The organism is Streptomyces sp. NPDC093795 (assembly GCF_044764665.1).
Lineage (GTDB): Bacteria > Actinomycetota > Actinomycetes > Streptomycetales > Streptomycetaceae > Streptomyces.
The window spans coordinates 53,720-73,029 of sequence record NZ_JBIWIO010000012.1 but is presented as its reverse complement, the minus strand read 5'-3'; the positions used below and the strand labels follow the sequence as shown (position 1 = coordinate 73,029).

General features: G+C 72.4%; 16 protein-coding genes, 4 tRNA genes and 1 other RNA gene. 11 read left to right on the top strand and 10 right to left on the bottom strand.

Going from position 1 to position 19,310, the window contains the following annotated elements:
• Positions 1–41: 41 nt before the first annotated feature.
• A tRNA-Ser gene (locus tag ACIRB7_RS28345) sits at positions 42–129 on the bottom strand.
• A 105-nt stretch (positions 130–234) separates the two neighbouring features.
• Here ACIRB7_RS28345 and ffs point away from each other — a divergent pair.
• The 6 genes from ffs (at position 235) to ACIRB7_RS28315 (ending at position 8,869) form a co-directional block, all read left to right on the top strand.
• An RNA gene (gene ffs / locus ACIRB7_RS28340) (signal recognition particle sRNA small type) lies at positions 235–333 on the top strand.
• A 168-nt stretch (positions 334–501) separates the two neighbouring features.
• Positions 502–2,688 carry a DNA polymerase III subunit gamma and tau gene (locus tag ACIRB7_RS28335; RefSeq protein ID WP_403603859.1) on the top strand — a complete coding sequence of 729 codons (2,187 nt, stop codon included), beginning with the start codon at positions 502–504 and terminating at the stop codon, positions 2,686–2,688.
• Positions 2,689–2,749: 61 nt separating this feature from the next.
• Positions 2,750–4,000 (top strand): phosphoribosylamine--glycine ligase, encoded by a 1,251-nt coding sequence (purD, locus tag ACIRB7_RS28330; RefSeq protein WP_403603857.1) that lies wholly within the window; start codon positions 2,750–2,752, stop codon positions 3,998–4,000.
• 269 nt (positions 4,001–4,269) lie between these two features.
• Complete coding sequence (locus ACIRB7_RS28325) at positions 4,270–6,168, top strand: hypothetical protein (RefSeq protein ID WP_403603855.1); 1,899 nt, start codon at positions 4,270–4,272, stop codon at positions 6,166–6,168.
• A 234-nt stretch (positions 6,169–6,402) separates the two neighbouring features.
• Positions 6,403–7,863: a N,N-dimethylformamidase beta subunit family domain-containing protein gene (locus ACIRB7_RS28320; protein WP_403603853.1), complete on the top strand. Its 1,461-nt coding sequence runs from the start codon at positions 6,403–6,405 to the stop codon at positions 7,861–7,863.
• Positions 7,864–7,969: 106 nt separating this feature from the next.
• Positions 7,970–8,869, top strand: coding sequence for a phosphoribosylaminoimidazolesuccinocarboxamide synthase (locus ACIRB7_RS28315; protein ID WP_403603851.1), 900 nt, complete (start codon positions 7,970–7,972; stop codon positions 8,867–8,869).
• Between the two features lie 47 nt (positions 8,870–8,916).
• On the opposite strand, the gene ACIRB7_RS28310 is transcribed toward ACIRB7_RS28315, so the two are convergent.
• From ACIRB7_RS28310 to ACIRB7_RS28275, 8 genes are all read right to left on the bottom strand, one after another.
• A tRNA-Gly gene (locus ACIRB7_RS28310) sits at positions 8,917–8,992 on the bottom strand.
• A 22-nt stretch (positions 8,993–9,014) separates the two neighbouring features.
• Positions 9,015–9,641 carry a response regulator gene (locus ACIRB7_RS28305; RefSeq protein ID WP_403603849.1) on the bottom strand — a complete coding sequence of 209 codons (627 nt, stop codon included), beginning with the start codon at positions 9,639–9,641 and terminating at the stop codon, positions 9,015–9,017.
• A 91-nt stretch (positions 9,642–9,732) separates the two neighbouring features.
• A complete protein-coding gene (locus ACIRB7_RS28300; RefSeq protein WP_403603847.1) occupies positions 9,733–11,049 on the bottom strand; it encodes a sensor histidine kinase in 1,317 nt (438 codons plus the stop codon).
• Between the two features lie 46 nt (positions 11,050–11,095).
• A complete protein-coding gene (locus ACIRB7_RS28295) occupies positions 11,096–11,890 on the bottom strand; it encodes an ABC transporter permease (protein WP_403603845.1) in 795 nt (264 codons plus the stop codon).
• Positions 11,887–12,852 carry an ABC transporter ATP-binding protein gene (locus ACIRB7_RS28290; RefSeq protein WP_403603843.1) on the bottom strand — a complete coding sequence of 322 codons (966 nt, stop codon included), beginning with the start codon at positions 12,850–12,852 and terminating at the stop codon, positions 11,887–11,889. Before ACIRB7_RS28290 ends, ACIRB7_RS28295 begins: the two co-directional genes overlap by 4 nt.
• Before the next feature lie 190 nt (positions 12,853–13,042).
• Positions 13,043–13,115, bottom strand: a tRNA-Gly gene (locus ACIRB7_RS28285).
• A 79-nt stretch (positions 13,116–13,194) separates the two neighbouring features.
• Positions 13,195–13,266 (bottom strand) — tRNA-Gly (locus ACIRB7_RS28280).
• A 122-nt stretch (positions 13,267–13,388) separates the two neighbouring features.
• Positions 13,389–13,730, bottom strand: a complete 342-nt coding sequence (locus tag ACIRB7_RS28275; RefSeq protein ID WP_403603841.1) for an Lsr2 family protein — start codon at positions 13,728–13,730, stop codon at positions 13,389–13,391.
• 366 nt (positions 13,731–14,096) lie between these two features.
• On the opposite strand from ACIRB7_RS28275, the gene purS reads away from it, so the two are divergent.
• The 5 genes from purS to ACIRB7_RS28250 all read left to right on the top strand — a co-directional run bounded on the left by purS (position 14,097) and on the right by ACIRB7_RS28250 (position 18,841).
• Positions 14,097–14,342, top strand: a complete 246-nt coding sequence (gene purS / locus ACIRB7_RS28270; RefSeq protein ID WP_017240564.1) for a phosphoribosylformylglycinamidine synthase subunit PurS — start codon at positions 14,097–14,099, stop codon at positions 14,340–14,342.
• Positions 14,339–15,019 carry a phosphoribosylformylglycinamidine synthase subunit PurQ gene (gene purQ, locus ACIRB7_RS28265; RefSeq protein ID WP_327163303.1) on the top strand — a complete coding sequence of 227 codons (681 nt, stop codon included), beginning with the start codon at positions 14,339–14,341 and terminating at the stop codon, positions 15,017–15,019. Before purS ends, purQ begins: the two co-directional genes overlap by 4 nt.
• A complete protein-coding gene (gene purL / locus ACIRB7_RS28260; RefSeq protein ID WP_403603839.1) occupies positions 15,019–17,295 on the top strand; it encodes a phosphoribosylformylglycinamidine synthase subunit PurL in 2,277 nt (758 codons plus the stop codon). The genes purQ and purL overlap by 1 nt, the downstream gene beginning before the upstream one ends.
• A 100-nt stretch (positions 17,296–17,395) precedes the next feature.
• Positions 17,396–17,980, top strand: coding sequence for an ArsR/SmtB family transcription factor (locus tag ACIRB7_RS28255; protein ID WP_403603837.1), 585 nt, complete (start codon positions 17,396–17,398; stop codon positions 17,978–17,980).
• Positions 17,981–18,010: 30 nt separating this feature from the next.
• Positions 18,011–18,841: a M23 family metallopeptidase gene (locus tag ACIRB7_RS28250; RefSeq protein ID WP_403603835.1), complete on the top strand. Its 831-nt coding sequence runs from the start codon at positions 18,011–18,013 to the stop codon at positions 18,839–18,841.
• Here ACIRB7_RS28250 and ACIRB7_RS28245 read toward each other — a convergent pair.
• Positions 18,829–19,239: a nuclear transport factor 2 family protein gene (locus ACIRB7_RS28245; RefSeq protein ID WP_403603833.1), complete on the bottom strand. Its 411-nt coding sequence runs from the start codon at positions 19,237–19,239 to the stop codon at positions 18,829–18,831. The two genes, ACIRB7_RS28250 and ACIRB7_RS28245, sit on opposite strands and share 13 nt — an antisense overlap.
• Between the last annotated feature and the right edge of the window lie 71 nt (positions 19,240–19,310).

Here is a 19,310-nt window from a genome sequence, read left to right as displayed (position 1 = left end):
CGAACGGTGGGGCCCTTCAACGAATTGCCCGGTGAGAGCAATGGCGGAGGATACGAGATTCGAACTCGTGAGGGGTTGCCCCCAACACGCTTTCCAAGCGTGCGCCCTAGGCCACTAGGCGAATCCTCCGCGACGAACATTACATGACTTTGGAGGGTGCTCGCGAACCTCCTTCGGATGGGGGTTCGGGAGGGGGCCGGGGCCGGAGGGTGGGTCGGGATCGGGTACGCTGGGCGCAGCCCCTCACGCGGTGCTATCTGACTGAACTCCCCCAGGGCCGGAAGGCAGCAAGGGTAGGTCGGCTCTGGCAGGTGCGTGGGGGGCGCTTGCGTTCCCGGGTGGGTTTGCCGGGGTGGGTTGCCGGGCGGGGGTCCCGGGTGGGGTTCCCGGGTGGGGGTGGCGGGGTCGGGTCTGCGGTCGGGCCGCCTGTGGGCGTTGGTTCCGGGGTGCGCGGGGGCGGTTTTTCCCGGGTTGTCGGTGGGCGCCTATAACCTCGTACATGTGTCGTCTCTCGCGCTCTACCGCCGCTATCGCCCCGAGTCCTTCGCCGAGGTCATCGGGCAGGAGCATGTCACCGACCCGTTGCAGCAGGCCCTGCGGAACAACCGGGTCAATCACGCGTACCTGTTCAGCGGGCCCCGTGGGTGCGGCAAGACGACCAGTGCGCGGATTCTGGCGCGCTGTCTGAACTGTGAGCAGGGGCCCACCCCGACGCCCTGCGGGGAGTGCCAGTCCTGTCGTGACCTCGCGCGGAACGGGCCGGGGTCGATCGACGTCATCGAGATCGACGCCGCCTCGCACGGTGGTGTGGACGACGCCCGTGACCTGCGGGAGAAGGCCTTCTTCGGGCCCGCGTCCAGCCGGTACAAGATCTACATCATCGACGAGGCCCACATGGTCACCTCGGCGGGCTTCAACGCCCTCCTGAAGGTGGTCGAGGAGCCGCCGGAGCATCTCAAGTTCATCTTCGCGACGACCGAGCCCGAGAAGGTCATCGGGACCATTCGCTCGCGTACGCACCACTACCCCTTCCGGCTCGTGCCGCCCGGGACGCTGCGCGAGTACCTGGGCGAGGTCTGCGGGCGCGAGGGCATCCCCGTCGAGGACGGGGTGCTGCCGCTCGTCGTGCGGGCCGGTGCCGGGTCCGTGCGTGACTCGATGTCCGTGATGGACCAGCTCCTGGCCGCAGCCGCCGCCGACGGTGTGACGTACACCATGGCCACGTCCCTGCTCGGCTATACGGACGGGTCGCTGCTCGACTCCGTCGTGGAGGCGTTCGCGGCCGGCGACGGCGCCGCCGCCTTCGAGGTCGTCGACCGGGTCGTCGAGGGGGGCAACGATCCGCGCCGGTTCGTCGCCGACCTCCTTGAGCGGCTGCGCGACCTGGTGATCCTGGCCGCCGTGCCGGACGCCGCCGAGAAGGGGCTCATCGACGCCCCGGTCGACGTGATCGAGCGCATGCAGGCCCAGGCGTCCGTGTTCGGGGCGGCGGAGCTCAGCAGGGCCGCCGACCTCGTCAACAGCGGATTGACCGAGATGCGGGGCGCCACCTCGCCCCGGCTCCAGCTGGAGCTGATCTGCGCGCGCGTGCTGCTGCCCGCCGCCTTCGACGACGAGCGTTCCGTACAGGCGCGGCTCGACCGGCTGGAGCGCGGGGCCTCCGCCGCGCCCGCGCCCGTCTTCACGCCCGGACCTCCGGCGCCCGCCATGGGGTACGTGCCCGGGCCCGACGCCCACACCCCGATGGCCCCGCCCCCGCTCCCGCCCGCCCCGGCGCCCGCGCAGCCCGCGCCCGCCCCGGCCCCCGCTCCCGTAGAGGCGCAGCCCGCCCCCGTACACGTGCAGCACTCCGAGCCCGCCCAGGCTCCCGCCGCTCCCCGGCCCGGTGCGTGGCCGGGTGCCGCCACCCCCGGCGGCGGTGCGCCCGGCGCCTGGCCCGGGGCGTCCGCCGCGGCAGCGCCGGCTCCCGCTCCCGTACAGGCGCAGCCCGCGCCGCAGGCCCCCGCCCCGGCAGCCGCCGGGGGCGGCGGCGGGGACACGGCCCAGGTGCGGAACCTCTGGCCGCAGATCCTCGACGCCGTCAAGAACCGGCGCCGCTTCACCTGGATCCTGCTCAGCCAGAACGCGCAGGTCGCGGGCTTCGACGGCACCACCCTCCAGCTCGGCTTCCTCAACGCCGGCGCCCGCGACAACTTCGCGAGCAGCGGCAGCGAGGACGTCCTCAAGCAGGCCCTCGCCGAACAGTTCAACGTGAACTGGAAGGTCGAGGCGATCATCGACCCCTCGGGCGGCGCCTCGCCCCCGCCCGCCGCCACCGGCTTCGGCGGTTCGGGCGGTACGGGCGGCTTCGGCGGGTCCAGTGGGTCCGGCGGGTCCGGTGGGTCCGGCGGCTTCGGGGGCGGTCGGCCGCAGGCGTCCGCCCCGGCCTTCCAGCAGGCCCCGCCGTCGGCGCCCGCGCCCTCGCAGGGCTCGCCCGCACCCGCTCCCGCCTTCCCGCAGCCGTCCGCCCCCGCGCCGTCGGGGGCCCCCGCGCCCGCGTACTCGCCGCCCGCGCCCCAGCCCGTGGCGCCCGAGGACGACGTACCGGAGGAGGACGATCCGGACCTCGTCGACTCCGCCCTCTCCGGGCACGAACTCATCGTGCGCGAGCTCGGAGCGACCGTTGTGGAGGAATACACGAACGAGTAGGGGCGTCTCGTTCAGTGGCCCGCACAAGGGGCATCCCGCCCCGCGGGCTACCCTGGCTGACGTGAAGGTCCTCGTCATCGGCGGCGGCGCCCGCGAACATGCCCTGTGCCGCTCTCTCTCCCTCGATCCCGACGTCACCGCTCTGCACTGCGCGCCCGGCAACGCCGGAATCGCGGAGGTCGCCGAGCTGCACCCCGTCGACCAACTGGACGGCGAAGCCGTCGCGCGCCTCGCCACCGAGCTCGGCGCCGAACTGGTCGTCGTCGGCCCGGAGGCCCCGCTCGTCGCCGGTGTCGCCGACGCCGTCCGCGCGGCCGGCATCCCCGCCTTCGGCCCGTCGCGGGAAGCCGCGCAGCTGGAGGGCTCCAAGGCGTTCGCCAAGGACGTCATGGCCGGCGCCGGGGTCCCCACCGCCCGCAGCTACGTCTGCACGACCCCCGAGGAGATCGACGAGGCGCTCGACGCCTTCGGCGCTCCGTACGTCGTCAAGGACGACGGCCTGGCCGCCGGCAAGGGCGTCGTCGTCACCGACGACCTCGCGCAGGCACGGGCCCACGCGCTCGCGTGCGACCGGGTGGTCATCGAGGAGTACCTGGACGGCCCCGAGGTCTCCCTCTTCGCGATCACCGACGGCGTCACCGTCCTCCCGCTCCGGCCCGCGCAGGACTTCAAGCGCGCGCTCGACGACGACATGGGCCCCAACACCGGCGGCATGGGCGCCTACTCGCCGCTGCCGTGGGCCGACCCCAAGCTGGTCGACGAGGTCCTCGCGACCGTCCTCCAGCCGACGGTCGACGAGCTGCGCCGCCGCGGCACGCCGTTCTCCGGTCTGCTGTACGCGGGTCTGGCGATCACCAGCCGTGGCGTACGGGTCATCGAGTTCAACGCGCGCTTCGGCGACCCCGAGACGCAGGTGGTCCTGGCCCGGCTCAGGACCCCGCTGGCCGGCGTCCTGCTGAACTCCGCCAACGGCACCCTGGACGACCAGGCGCCGCTGAGCTGGAGCGACGACGCCGCCGTCACCGTGGTCATCGCCTCCCACAACTACCCGGAGACCCCGCGCACGGGCGACCCGATCGAGGGCCTGGACGAGGTCGCGGAGAAGGACGCCCCGCACGCGTACGTGCTCCACGCCGGAACGAGGCGGGACGGCGACGCGATCGTGAGCGCGGGCGGCCGCGTCCTCTCGGTCACCGCCACCGGAACGGACCTGGGGCAGGCCCGCGAGCGCGCGTACGCGGCGGTCGGCCGCATCCGCCTTGACGGCTCCCAGCACCGTACGGACATCGCGCGGAAGGCCGCCGGAGCCTGATTCGTCGCGCGGCCGTGCGGTGAACCGTACGGCCGCGCGAATGCCATCACCTTTGCCCAAAGCCATTCCATCGAGTGACGACTGAGCCATCCGGATGACGTCCGCCACCGCCCCAACTAGGGTGCGGCGAAGGCGTTCCGGCACTTGGCCCACCGGCATTGCGATGTCAGTGGCGGGTGCCACAGTGGGGGAGTGACCAACACCGCCACAGGCAGTCCCGGCATGGGCGGTCCAGACATGGGCGGCCCCGCGAGGGGCAGAAGGGGGTGATGTACGGCGTGTCCGGTACCGGTTCCGTTGTCGCCGAGGAGTGGGGCGTGCGCGCCGCGCGCTCCCGGGCCCTCGGCGTCCTCCGGGTCCGCGGCAGGGCCCTGGGCCTCGCGGTCCTCCCCGCCGCCGTCGCCGTCGTCCTGTACGCGGGCGGGGTCACCGGCCGCTTCACGGGCTCCGGCTGGGACGCGGCCCGCTGGGTGGTGACCGTGCTCGCGGTCCTCGTCCTCCTCGCCGCCACGGCCGTCGCCCTCGTCGTCGCCCGGGCCCGTCCGGCCGCGACGCCGACGGTGGAGCTCGCCGAGACCGCCGCCCCCGACCTCTACCGGCTCGTCCGGGACCTGGCCGACCGGCTCGACGTGCCGGCGCCCGCCGCGATAGCCCTGACGCCCGACTGCGACAGCTGGCTGGAGGACCGCACCCACCGGGCCCACCGAGCAGCGCGGCGCACCTCCGTCGACGGATACGCGGACAGGGACGGAGCCGGAGCCGGAGTCGGTGCTCCCGTCCTCGTCATAGGGTCGCCCTTCCTGTGGTGGATGCGTGTCGGCGAACTGAGGGCGGTCCTCGCCCCCGTCGTCGCCGGCACCGGCCCCGCCGCCCACCCCGACATAGCCGCCGCCCGCCGCTTCGTCCGAGGCCTGGACGCGGCCGTCGCCGTGCCCCGGGCCCCCGGCCTCGACCCGCTCCGCAGGCTCGGCGCGCACGGCGTCGGGCAGGTCGCCCGCGTCCTGCTGCGCGCCTGCCGCGGGCACGCCGCCGAGATGGAGCGCGGGGTCGCCGTCGCCGGCTCGGAGCGCGCCCAGGCCGTGGACTACGGTGTGCGGATCGTCGCGCAGGAGCAGGTCGGCCTGGCGTACGCGGGGTGGGACCGCCTCCTCACCCGGGTCGCGCTGCCCGCCTGGCGCATGGGCCGCTGGCCCTCCCGGCTCGACGCGGGCGTGGTCTCCGCCCTGACCGAGCTCTCCCGCCGGGACCGGCTCGCGGACGGCTTCTCGTCCCGCCTCGGCGAGCGCCCGGCCTGCGACCTCCTGGAGGAGCCGGGAGCGGTCGACGAGGCCGCCTCGCTGCTCGCCGCCCGCCTCTTCCACGGCGGCCCGGCCGAACCCGGCCCCGACTGGTCCCCGGTGGAGTGGAGCCAGTACCCGGAGGAGGTCGTCGACCGGAAGTGGCGCACCGACGCGGCCCGACTGCACCAGGTCCTCGACGGCCTGGGCGCGGCCGGCTCCCCGGCCGGAGCCGCGTCGACCGCGGCCGGCCCGACCCTGACCCGGGTGATCGCCCACCTGTCCACGGCAGCACCCACGGCCTCCACCGCGCCCATGGCCCCCGGGGCCGTACAGGGTGACACGACCGCCCCCACCGACCTCCCGCTCCCCGAAGCAGTCGCCGACGCCGTACGCGACGACGCCGACACCGACGCCGAGGTCGACGACGAGCCCGACAATCCCGCCGCCGAGGCGCTCGCGGGGGCGCTCAGCGCGCTTCTCGCGCGCGAGGAGGCCGCGCGGGAGGCGCGGGTGGCCGCCGCCACCGCCCGGACCGCCGAGGCCCTGGCCAAGAGCGCCAGGACGGACGACCGGCCCTCCGCGCCCCCGGCGGCCGTCAGCGGTCCCGACGGGCCCCTGCCGCTCTTCCCGCTCCAGCCGCCCCGCTCCGGCCGTGACCTGCTCGCCGACCACGTCACCGCGATGGTCTGCTGCGCGGCCGTGGACACGGCCGAGGCCACCCCGGGCCTCGACTGGCTCGACGGGCCCTCCCTCCTGGTCGGTGGCGAGCGGGCGGCGGACCTCGGACCCCGTGTCCTCGCCCTCGTCGAGGACGGCGACCCGGAGCCGCTGCGCGTCTGGCTGGCCCGCACGGGGGTGCGGCCGGAGAAGCCCGTACGCCTGGTCTGAGCCCCGTCGGGGGGCACTTTCACGGCGCGGCTTCCCGGAGCCTGGGGTTCCACTCTCGTCAATTCACGACGAACGGTGACGGAGTGCGTGCGTTATGTGATGTGCTGGAGACCGCCACTGACAGAAGCACGAACCAGAGGCACGAAGCACAGCCACGAAGCACACGCACGAAGCACAGACACGCATCAGAGGCACTGAACAGCCGACCCGGGGGAGTCGAGGGAGGGGCGCAGCATGGGGGCGGACCAGATCAGGCGGTGGGAGTCGGGCGCGCTCGCGCACGCCGTCACCGATCCCTTCGGCCAGGGCCCCCTGCCCTGGCTGCGCGGGTCCGAGAACTACTTCGACGACACCGGCCAGATGGTCCCCTGGTACGCGGACGAGACCCTGGCCCGGGGCGGCAGCGGCGGCCCGCGCACGGCAGACGACGTCCGGCGCCAGATCAAGGGGTTCGCGTCCGACGGAGCCGTGGCTCCGGGCGAGTCGATCGACTTCCACATCACGGTGGACCCGCCGCAGCAGTTCTCGGTCGACGTCTACCGGATCGGGCACTACGGCGGCCACGGGGCCGCGAAGATCACCACCAGCCCCCGGCTCTCCGGGATCGTCCAGCCGGCCCCGCTGACCGCCGACCGCACGGTCTCCTGCCACCACTGGTGGCAGTCGTGGCGGTTGCAGGTCCCCACGTACTGGTCGATCGGGGCGTACGTCGCCGTCCTCACCACCGTCGACGGCTACCGCTCGCACATCCCCTTCACCGTCCGCGACAACCACCCCGCCGATCTGCTCCTCGTCCTCCCGGACGTGACCTGGCAGGCGTACAACCTCTATCCGGAGGACGGCCGCACCGGCGCCAGCCTCTACCACGCCTGGGACGAGGACGGCCGGCTGCTCGGGGAGGAGGAGGCGGCCGTCACCGTCTCCTTCGACCGCCCGTACGCGGGCGCGGGCCTGCCGCTGCACGTCGGGCACGCCTACGACTTCATCCGCTGGGCCGAGCGCTACGGCTACGACCTGGCGTACGCGGAGACCCGCGACCTGCACGCGGGCCGGGTCGACCCGACCCGCTATCGGGGCCTGGTCTTCCCTGGGCACGACGAGTACTGGTCGGCGCCGATGCGCAGGACCGTCGAACTCGCCCGCGACCAGGGGACGTCGCTCGTCTTCCTCTCCGCCAACACCATGTACTGGCAGGTGGAGCTCGGCCCTTCGCCGTCCGGGGTGCCGGACCGGCTCCTCACCTGCCGCAAACGGCGCGGCCCCGGCCGCTCGGCGCTCTGGCGGGAGGTCGACCGGCCCGAGCAGCAGCTCCTCGGCATCCAGTACGCGGGCCGGGTCCCCGAGCCGCACCCGCTGGTCGTGCGGAACGCCGAGCACTGGCTCTGGGAGGCCACCGGGGCCGGCGACGGCGACGAGCTGCCGGGCCTGGTCGCGGGCGAGGCCGACCGCTACTTCCCGCGCACGGCGCTCCCCGAGCACCAGGGCCGCATCCTGCTCGCCCACTCGCCCTACCGCGACGGCGAGGGGGCGCTGCGCCACCAGGAGACCTCGCTCTACCGGTCGCCCTCGGGCGCCTGGGTCTTCGCCTCCGGTACGTTCGCCTGGTCACCGGCGCTGGACCGGCCGGGCCATGTCGACGCCCGGGTCCAGCGCGCCACCGCGAACCTTCTGGACCGGATCTGTAAGAGGGACTGACCGGGACCGACCGGGGCTGACCAGGACTGACCGGGCCCGCCCGCTGCCGACCGGCCCCGGTGCGAGAGAATCGAACCGCTCCTGGATCAACCTACGCGGAGGAACCGTGTCCGGATTCGTAGAAAAGCCCGAGCCTGTTCAGGTCCCGGGCCTCACCCATCTCCACACGGGCAAGGTGCGCGACCTGTACCGGAACGAGGCCGGTGACCTCGTGATGGTGGCGAGTGACCGCATGTCCGCGTACGACTGGGTCCTGCCCACCGAGATCCCCGACAAGGGCCGGGTCCTCACCCAGCTCTCCCTGTGGTGGTTCGACCGGCTCTCCGACCTGGTCCCCCACCACGTGCTCTCGACCGACCTGCCGGCCGGCGCCCCCGCCGACTGGGCGGGCCGCACCCTCGTCTGCAAGTCGCTGAACATGGTCCCGGTCGAGTGCGTGGCCCGCGGCTATCTCACCGGCTCCGGCCTCGTCGAGTACGACGAGTCCCGTACGGTCTGCGGCCTCGCGCTCCCCGAGGGGCTGAGCGACGGTTCCGAGCTGCCCGCCCCGATCTTCACCCCGGCCACCAAGGCCGCCGTCGGCGACCACGACGAGAACGTCCCGTACGAGGAGGTCGCCCGCCAGGCCGGCGCCGAGACGGCCGCGCTGCTGCGTCAGACGACCCTCGCCGTGTACGGCAGGGCCCGTGACGTCGCGCGCGACCGGGGGATCATCCTCGCCGACACCAAGTTCGAGTTCGGCTTCGACGGGGACACGCTGGTTCTCGCCGACGAGGTCCTCACCCCGGACTCCTCGCGCTTCTGGCCGGCCGACCAGTGGGAGCCGGGCCGCGCCCAGCCCTCGTACGACAAGCAGTTCGTCCGGGACTGGCTGACCTCCCCGGCCTCCGGCTGGGACCGCAAGAGCGAGCAGCCGCCGCCGCCCCTCCCGCAGGAGATCGTGGACGCGACGCGCGCCAAGTACATCGAGGCGTACGAGCTGCTGACCGGCAAGAACTGGAGCTGAGCCGGACACGAGAAAGCCCCCGGTCGATTCGACCGGGGGCTTCTTCATGGAGCGGACGACGAGATTCGAACTCGCGACCCTCACCTTGGCAAGGTGATGCTCTACCAACTGAGCCACGTCCGCATGCGCCGTAGCGCGGAGCCAACTATACCCAACCTTTCGCCTGCGCGAGCCGCACCGCCGTATGACGGTTCTCGGCACCGAGCTTCGCGGCGGCCGAGGAGAGGTAGTTCCGGACGGTGCCGGGGGAGAGCGAGGCGCGCCGGGCGATCTCCGCGACGGGTGCCCCGTCGGCGGAGAGTTCGAGGACCTCGGCCTCCCGGGCGGTCAGCGGGGAGTCCCCGGCGGCGATCGCGTCGGACGCCAACTCCGGGTCCACGTAACGGTTTCCGGCGTGCACGGTACGGATGATCTCGGCGAGCCGCTGAGCGCTGACGGTCTTCGGGACGAAGCCGCGGACGCCGGCGGAGAGGGCCCGCTTGAGGTGCCCCGGCCGGCCGTGACCGGTCACGATCATGGTGCGGCAGGCGGGGAGTTCGTCCCGCAGGACCGTGGCGACCGTCACACCGTCCGCGCCCGGCATCTGCAGATCGAGCACGGCGACGTCGGGGCGGTGGGCCCGGGCCATGGCGAGCGCCTCGGGCCCGGTGGCGGCCTCGGCGACGACGACGAGATCGTCCTCGAGACCGAGCAGCGCGGCGAGCGCGCCGCGGATCAGATGCTCGTCGTCGGCGAGCAGCACGCGGACGGGGAAGGGGGAGGGGGCGGTCACGGGGTCACCTCGGTACGAGGGCGGGTACGGGATCGGGTACGCGTACGGGTACGGGATCGGGATCGGGTACGCGTACGGGTTACGGGGACGGTCACGGGGTCGCCTCGGTACCCGTAGGCACACGGGTACGAGTACGGGTGCCGCTTCCCGTACCGGCCACCGGAACCCTGGCCGTCACGCGGAACGTCCCGCCCTCGCCCGGCCCGGCCTCCAGGGTCCCGCCGACGGCCGCGAGCCGCTCCCGAAGCCCCGCGAGCCCTGACCCCGCGCCGGCGCCGACCCCTGACCCCGCGGCGGCGCCGACCCCGGCCCCCGCGCCGGCGCCGGACCCGACACCCGCCCCCGCCCCGCCCCCGGCTCCGTCGTTCTCCACGGTCAGCAGCACCGCGCCCTCCTCCTCGCGTACGGCGATCGCGCAGTGCCGCGCGTCCCCGTGCCTCAGTACGTTCGTCGTGGTCTCCCGGACCACCCACCCGAGCGCCGCCTGCACCTCGTCGGGCAGGGCGAGCCCGGGGGTGTCGACGGCGCAGTCGATGCCGGCCGCGTCGAGGACACCCCGCGCGCCCTCCAGCTCCACCCGCAGGTCCGCCTCGCGGTAGCCGCGTACGACGTCCCGTACCTCCCGCTGGGACTCCTGGGCGATGCGCTGCACCTCGATCATCTGGTCGACGGCCTCGGGGCGTCCGCGCCGGGCGAGCTGGACGGCGAGCTCGCTCTTGAGGGCGATCACGGACAGGTTCCGGCCGAGGATGTCGTGCAGGTCCCGCCCGAAACGCAGCCGCTCCTCGGCGACCGCGAGCCGGGCCTGCACATCGCGCGCCTCGCGCAGTTCGTAGAGGACCCCGAGCACCCAGAGCGAGAGGCGGATGGTGACGGCGAGCCAGCCGGTGATGAAGAGGACGGTCGTCACGGTGAAGACGGTCGGCCAGGTGCCCCGGCCGGTGAGCGGTACGGCGGCCAGGAGCACCCCGGTCAGGAGGGTCTGGTGGAGGACGACGGTCCGTATCGGGAAGACCAGGCAGTGCCCGGCGACGAAGGGGACGAGGGCCGCCCCGAGCATCCCGGGCAGCAGCCCGGTCAGGTCGGCGGTGGCGGCCTCGGCGAGGACGGCCGCCGCGGTGGCGGCCCCGGCCGCGGCCGCGGGCAGGATCTCGCGCGGGCCGAGCGCGGTTCCGGGGCGCAGGTACACGTCCATCGCTCGGCGCAGGAAGCGGTGGCAGAGGATCCCGTTGGCGAGGTTGAACAGCGGGGCCACGACGACCAGGAGGAGCGGGGCCTCGTGCCGGATCGGCCGGATCAGGAGGAGGAGCCCGAGGACGAACACGGCGGCCCACAGGAGCATGTAGGCGGTGACGCGCGTGTAGACGTCCACCTTGGCCGGACCGCTCCGGCCGCTCCAGCTCTTCACGACGGGTTCCTCCCGGTCTCTCGGCGACATTGCGTGGCGCGGTCGCTCAGCGCCGGGGCTCCCACCGGAACCACCGCTGGACAGCAAACACCGAGAGCACGATCCAGGCCACCGCGGTCAGCGTGGCGCCCACCAGATCCCCCGGCTCCACGCCGCCGGACCAGCCGGCCCGTACGAGGGTCATCACGCCGGTCAGCGGCAGCAGCTCACAGAGCGAGGCGAGCCGGTCGGGGAGGACGGAGAGGGGGACGAAGAGCCCGGACCCGATGGACGAGACCAGAAGCAGCGGCATGGTCGTGAGCTGGGCGCTGTCGACGGTGCGGGTGACGGCCGAGGTGGCGGCCGCGACGGCGGTGAGCAGCACGACGCCGAGGAGGACACCGGCGAGGAGCAGCGCGGGCCGGGCGGGTGCGGGCAGGCCGAGGACGGCGACGCCGCCGGCCGTCATGAGGGCGCACTGGGCGAGCGTGAGCACGGCGGCCGGCAGTGCGATCCCGGTGTGGATCTCGATGTCGGTGACCTCGCCGGTCCGCAGCCGCTTGAGGACGAGCGACTCGCGGCGGGCGACGAAGGCGGAGACGAGGTTGGAGTGCACGACCATGAGGAGGGCCATGCCGATGCCGCCGGTGACGGCGACCTCCGCGATGGTCGTGCCCGCCTTGCCGAGCTCGACGCTGTCGAGGGAGCTGCGGATCGCTCCCACCATGAGCACGGGGACGAAGACGGCGACGAAGAGCGCCGTGCGGTTGCGGACGAGCAGGGTCAGCTCGGCCCGCCCGAGCGCGGCGAGCCGCGTACGGGTGAGCCGCGTACGGGCGGGGAAGTGCGTGAGCGAGCTCATCGGACGGCCTCCAGATCCGGGTCCTGCGTCTGCGTCGGGTCCTGCGCCGGCATCTGCGCCTGCGCCGAGGTCTGTGAAGCGATGTCGAGGAACGCCTCTTCGAGGGAGGCGGACCGGGCGTCGAGCCCGTCGAGTCGTACGTCGTGCTCCCGGGCCCAGCCGAGGAGCGCGGCGAGGTCGTCCTGGAGGGAGCCGGTACGGATCTCCACCCGCCCGCCGTCCTCGGCGGCCCGCAGGTGGAGCGGGAGGCGCCCGGCCGGGACACCGTCGGGGAGGGTGAAGCGGATGCGGGCGGGCCGGGCGGCGGTGACCTCGGCGGGGGTGCCGGAGAGGACGATCCGGCCGGCGTGCATGATCGCGAGCCGGTCGGCCAGGGTCTCGGCCTCCTCCAGGTAGTGGGTGGTGAGCAGGACGGTGGTGCCGTCGTCGCGGAGCGCCCGGACGAGGTCCCAGGTGTCGCGGCGGCCCTCGGCGTCGAGGCCGGTGGTCGGTTCGTCGAGGAAGAGGACCTCGGGGCGGCCGAGGAGGGCGAGCGCGAGGTCGAGCCGGCGCCGTTCGCCGCCCGACAGCTGCTTGACCCGTACCCGTTCGCGGCCGGTGAGCCCGGTGGCGGCGAGGGCCTCGGCGGCGGGCCGGGCGTTGCTTGTGCAGCCCGCCCACATCCGTACGGTCTCGGTCACGGTCAGGTCGCCGGGGAAGCCGCCCTCCTGGAGCATCACCCCGATGCGGGGGCGGACGGCGGCCCGCTCGCGGTACGGGTCGTGGCCGAGGACACGGGCGGTTCCGGCGCTCGGGGCGGCGAGGCCCTCCAGGAGTTCGACGGTGGAGGTCTTGCCGGCGCCGTTGGTGCCGAGGAGGGCGAAGATCTCGCCGCGGGGGACGGTGAAGGAGATGCCGCGCACGGCCTCGAAGCCGCCGGAGTAGCCGCGGCGCAGGCCTTCCGCTTCGATCGCGTTGGTCATGTGTCCAGGCTTCCGGCGGGCGGGGCCGTCCGGCAGTGCGCGCTGTCATCGCGGTATCTGACAAATGTCATGGGGGCGGCGGGGGGACGCCCCACCGGGAACACACGGCCGGGAACAGGCGGCCGAGAACACGCGGCCGGGAACACGACGAAGGCCCCGGTTCCTGAGAACCGGGGCCTTCGACTTCCTGAGCGGACGACGAGATTCGAACTCGCGACCCTCACCTTGGCAAGGTGATGCTCTACCAACTGAGCCACGTCCGCATGCTGCCGCTCAGCTTTCACTGGGCGGTGCGAGCACCACTCTACCTGATGCACCGGAGTGCTCGGTCTTGCGATGCAGAGCGGGTGACAGGAATTGCACACTGCGCCTTCCCCCTGGAAGGGGGCTGTTCTGCTACTGAACTACACCCGCACGCTGCGTGAGGTGGGGCTTTGCGGCCTCGCCCCTCGGCGTGTTCCAGACTCTAGCGGATCATGGGGGGTGCAATGCAAATCGGTTCCCCGGCCCGCGCGGGCCGGGTCCGCCGCCCCGGCTCAACTCGCTTCGCGGAAGGCCTCGTAGACCCGCTTCGGGATCCGTCCGCGGGCGGGCACCTCCATCTTGTGGGACTGGGCCCAGGCCCGGACCGCCGCCGGATCGGGGGCGAGTGAGGTGTGGGTGTACGTCTCCGCCGAGGCGCTCCGGGCGGCCGCGGTCTTGGCCGGCAGCTTGCGCCCGGCCGCGAGGTACGGGGCGAGAGCCTTGCGGAGTTTCTTTGCATTGGCAGCATTCAGGTCGATCTCGTACATCTTCCCGTCAAGACCGAACGCGACCGTTTCAGCTGCCTCTCCGCCGTCCATGTCGTCGGAGAGAGTGACCACCACACGCTGAGCCACGGATATCGGTCCTTTCCTGCGGCCGACTCCGCGGAGGGGGCGCTTGTGGCGCCTCTGACGTGCGGTGATGTCGGCCTTGCGGCTGTGCCGGGACAATGCTGCTTTCTTCTGGATTCCTTTGTACAGCGGCAGGTGTCGCATTGTGAAGCCCTGGCAATTGTTTCAGCGTGTCCCGGGGCAATGAGGTCCGCAATATTTCACTCGAATTTTGTGTGGATGTGCTCGGGCGGGGGCGTGGGTGGTGTGTGCGGGTCGGGGGCCTCCGCGGCCTGGCATTTGTAGGATCCTTCAGATCTCTACCCGCGTAGAATTTGGAGGCAGGTACGCTGAGGGAACCGCCCACGCAACACACCACCGGGAGTGCCAGTGGCACGCGTCGTAGTCGACGTCATGCTCAAGCCGGAGATCCTCGACCCTCAGGGGCAGGCGGTGCAGCGTGCACTGCCCCGCCTGGGATTCGCCGGAATCGCCGACGTCCGCCAGGGGAAGCGCTTCGAGTTGGAGGTGGAGGGACCGGTCGACGACGCCGCCCTCGCCCGCATCCATGAGATGGCCGAAACCTTCCTTGCAAACACAGTGATCGAAGACTTCATCGTGAAGGTGGAGTCGTGACCGCACGCATCGGCGTCGTCACGTTCCCCGGAACGCTCGACGACCAGGACGCGCTGCGCGCCGCCCGCCTCGCGGGCGCCGAGCCCGTTTCGCTGTGGCACCGCGACAAGGACCTCAAGCAGGTCGACGCCGTGGTCCTGGCCGGCGGTTTCTCCTACGGCGACTACCTGCGGGCCGGAGCCATCTCCCGCTTCTCGCCGGTGATGGAGACGATCATCGAGCAGGCGAAGGCGGGCATGCCCGTCCTCGGTATCTGCAACGGCTTCCAGATCCTCACCGAGGCGCATCTGCTGCCGGGCGCGATGCTGCGCAACAACCACCTCCACTTCATCTGCCGCGACCAGAAGCTGCGGGTGGAGAACGCGGGGACCGCCTGGACCTCGGACTACACCGAGGGCCAGGAGATCGAGGTCCCGCTCAAGAACATGGACGGCCGGTACGTCGCCGACGAGCGTGTCCTCGACGAGCTGGAGGCCGAGGGGCGGGTGGCCTTCCGCTACCTGGACGTGAACCCCAACGGCTCGCTGCGCGACATCGCGGGCATCACCAACGCCGCGGGCAACGTGGTAGGCCTCATGCCGCACCCCGAGCACGCCGTCGAGCCCCTGGTCGGCACCGGTAAGACGGACGGCCTCGGTTTCTTCACCTCGATCCTCAAGAAGCTGGTCAACGCCTGATGAGCCTCCTCGACACCGTCAAGCACGCGAGCGAGACGCCGGACAGCGAGCAGCCCTGGAAGGAGCTCGGCCTCAAGGAGGACGAGTACGCGCGCATCCGCGAGATCCTCGGCCGCCGTCCCACCGGCGCCGAGCTCGCCATGTACTCCGTCATGTGGTCCGAGCACTGCTCCTACAAGAGCAGCAAGGTCCACCTGAAGCAGTTCGGCGAGAAGGTACCGGAGAACGACGCCATGCTCGTCGGCATCGGCGAGAACGCCGGCGTCGTCGACGTGGGCCAGGGGTACGCGGTCACCTTCAAGGTCGAGTCGCACAACCACCCCTCGTACATCGAGCCCTACCAGGGCGCGGCCACCGGCGTCGGCGGCATCGTCCGCGACATCCTCGCCATGGGTGCCCGCCCGGTCGCGGTCGTCGACCCGCTGCGTTTCGGCGCGGCCGACCACCCCGACACCAAGCGCGTGCTGCCCGGTGTCGTCGCCGGCATCGGCGGCTACGGCAACTGCCTCGGCCTGCCGAACATCGGCGGCGAGGTCGTCTTCGACTCCTGCTACCAGGGCAACCCGCTGGTCAACGCCGGCTGCATCGGCGTGATGAAGCACGAGGACATCCACCTCGCCAAGGCCTCGGGCCCCGGCAACAAGGTCATCCTGTACGGCGCCCGCACGGGCGGCGACGGCATCGGCGGCGTCTCGGTCCTCGCGTCCGAGACCTTCGACGCTGCATCCGATAGTGCCGATGGCACGGGCAAGCCCAAGAAGCGCCCCGCCGTCCAGGTCGGCGACCCCTTCCAGGAGAAGCTCCTCATCGAGTGCACCCTGGAGATCTTCAAGGAGAAGCTGGTCGCGGGCATCCAGGACCTCGGCGGCGCCGGGCTCTCCTGCGCCACGTCCGAGCTGGCCTCCGCCGGTTCCGGCGGCATGCGCGTCGAGCTCGACCGGGTCCACCTGCGCGACGCGACCCTCTCGCCCGAGGAAATCCTCATGAGCGAGTCGCAGGAGCGCATGTGCGCGATCGTCGAGCCCGTGCACGTCGAGCGGTTCCTGGAGATCTGCGAGAAGTGGGACGTCATCGCCACCGTCATCGGGGAGGTGACCGAGGGCGAGCGCCTGGAGATCTTCTGGCACGGCGAGCAGATCGTCGACGTCCCGCCGCGCACGGTCGCGCACGAGGGCCCGGTCTACCACCGGCCGTACGCGCGCCCCGAGTGGCAGGACGCGCTCCAGGCCGACGACGCCGGCAAGCTGCCCCGGCCGCAGGACGGCGCCGAGCTGAAGGACCAGGTCCTGAAGCTGGTCTCGTCGCCGAACCAGGCCTCGAAGTCCTGGATCACGGACCAGTACGACCGGTTCGTGCAGGGCAACACGGTCCTGGCGCAGCCCGAGGACGCCGGCATGGTCCGTATCGACGAGGAGACCAACCTCGGCGTGGCCATGGCGACGGACGGCAACGGCCGGTACGCGAAGCTCGACCCGTACACGGGCGCGCAGCTCGCGCTTGCGGAGGCGTACCGCAATGTCGCCGCCTCCGGTGCCAAGCCGCTGGCCATCTCGGACTGCCTGAACTTCGGTTCGCCCGAGGACCCGGCCGTGATGTGGCAGTTCGCGGAGGCCACCCGTGGTCTCGCGGACGGCTGTCTCCAGCTGGGCACCCCGGTGACCGGCGGCAACGTCTCGCTCTACAACCAGACGGGCGAGACCGCGATCCACCCGACGCCGGTCGTGGCCGTGCTCGGTGTGATCGACGACGTGAACCGCCGTACGCCGATCGCCTTCGCGGAAGAGGGCCAGCTCCTCTACCTGCTCGGCGACACGCGTGAGGAGTTCGGCGGCTCGGCCTGGTCCGAGGTGATCCACCAGCACCTCGGCGGCATGCCGCCGGCCGTGGACCTCGACCGGGAGAAGCTGCTCGGCGAGATCCTGATCTCGGCCTCCCGCGACGGCATGATCGACGCGGCGCACGACCTGTCCGACGGCGGTCTGATCCAGGCGGTCGTCGAGTCCTGCCTGCGCGGCGGGAACGGCGCGCGTCTGGTCGTCCCGGAAGGCCTGGACGCCTTCACGTTCCTCTTCAGCGAGTCGGCCGGCCGTGCGGTCGTCGCCCTCCCGCGCAGCGAGGAGCTCCGCTTCACCGACATGTGCGGTGCGCGGGGTCTGCCGGCGGCCCGCATCGGTGTCGTCGACGGTGACGCGGTGGACGTGCAGGGCGAGTTCGCGCTCTCCCTCACGGAGCTGCGCGAGGCGCACGAGGCGACGATCCCGGCCCTGCTGGCCTGATACGGAGCGCGGGGAAGCCCCCGCCCGGACCGGAAGGTCGGGGCGGGGGCTTTCGCGTGTCCCCTTGCGGGCCATTACGTAATTACGTAATCTCGACGGCATGGAGCTGGAAGAGCGGGTCGCCGCGCTGGAACGGCGTATCGCGGCCCTGGAGAGCACGGCCGGCGGCGCGGCTGGACGCGGGACCGAAAGCGCGACGAGAAGCGCGGCCGGCAGCACGGCCGAAGCCGCGGATCGCCCCGGCCCCGTGGCCACCACCGACAGCCCGCTCTGGGCCCTCGAAGGCCTCAAGGCGCAGCTCGCGGCGGACGCGGGAGACCGGGGCGAGGACGGCGCGGTCGTCTTCACGGGTACCGTCAGGCTGCCGACCCGGGAGCGGTACGAGTGGCAGCTCGGCGCCTTCACCGGGCAGCTGTTCGAGGAGGACTGGGCGGACGCCGCCGAGTCCTTCGCAGCGCTCGGCCATCCCGTACGGCTCCGCCTGCTGCGGGAGATCCTGGGCGGCCGGCGCACCGCCGCCGAGCTGGCGGAGCTGGAAGAGACCGGCACGACCGGCCAGATCTACCACCACCTGCGCCAACTGACCGGCGCGGGCTGGCTCAGGACCGTCGGACGCGGTCGCTACGAGGTCCCGGGGCCCCGGGTCGTCCCGCTCCTGGTGGTCCTCACCGCGGCCCGCCCGTAACCGACACCACGATCCTCAGGGGGAATCCGGATGTCCTCGCGCAAACTGGTGGTGGCCCTCCACCGCGTGCTCTGGCTGGCGTTCGTCGTCCAGGTGCTCGCCTCGTTCGTCGTCGAGCTGCCGTACCCGTACTGGGTGGGCTGGCTGCCCGTGATCGTCGCGATGGTTCTCGGCGTCGGTCTCGCCCGGACCGCCCGCGGCCGGGTCATGGCCACGCCCCGCGCCGCGGTCGAGGTGGCCCCGCCGGTCACCGGCCTCTGGTCCGCGCTGAACAGCCCGACGGACCGGACGCCCAGCCACGGCACCCACCAGCTGGGCCAGACGTACGCGATCGACGTCACCCGGGAGGACGAGGCGCGGCCCCGGCCGGGCTTCGCCTGGCTGTGGCCGGTGGCCCGACGGAGCGGGGACTTCCCGGCCTTCGGCGCGCCGCTGCTCGCGGTCGCGGACGCGACCGTCGTGCACGCCGAGGACCGGCAGCGCGACCACCTCAGCCGGAACTCGCTGCTCGGCGTCCTCTATCTGCTGCTGATCGAATCCGGGGCGCGGAGCATCGGCGGAGCCCGCCGGGTCACCGGCAACCACCTCGTGCTCGACCTCGGCGGCGGTACGTACGCGATGTACGCCCATCTGAAGCGCGGCTCCCTGGCCGTCCGCGCGGGCGACCGCGTCTCGGCCGGCCAGGAACTCGCCCGGTGCGGGAACTCGGGCAACTCCACCGAGCCGCACGTGCACTTCCAGCTGATGGACGGCCCGGACCTGGACACGGCGAGCGGCGTGCCGTTCACCTGGCGCGGTGTCGGCGTACCGAGGAACGGCGAGACGTTCGAGGTGCCACGCGGCGCGGTCTACTCGGGCTGACCCCAGAAGGCGTCGGAGACGTCGATGTCCTCGACGCACTCGTCGATGTCGGAGATCTTGCCGCCGATGATGGTGAAGACGAGAGCGCCGTTCATCTCGATCCCCATGCCCATGTCCTCGCGCGTGGCGAAGAACCGGTTCGCCGCCACGGCATGGCCGCGGCCGTCGACGGAGACGCTCTGCAGCTCGATCCGCATCTCGCCGCGGGTGAGTTCGAACATCTTCCGGTACATGTCGAGGACGTTGTCCCGGCCCTTGATGTGCCCGGAGATCTGGCTCTCGCCGGGCGAGTGGTGCGTACAGTCCGCCGTCATCAGGGTGCCGACGGTCTCCATGTCCCCGCTGGTCCAAGCTTCGAAGCCCCGGCGGACCAGGGTGGCGTCAGGGTGCTCAGCCATGGCTGATCGACCCCTCTCGTACGTGTGCGGGTGTGCGGGCGGCCCTCCCTCTCCAGTCTCCGACTACCCTC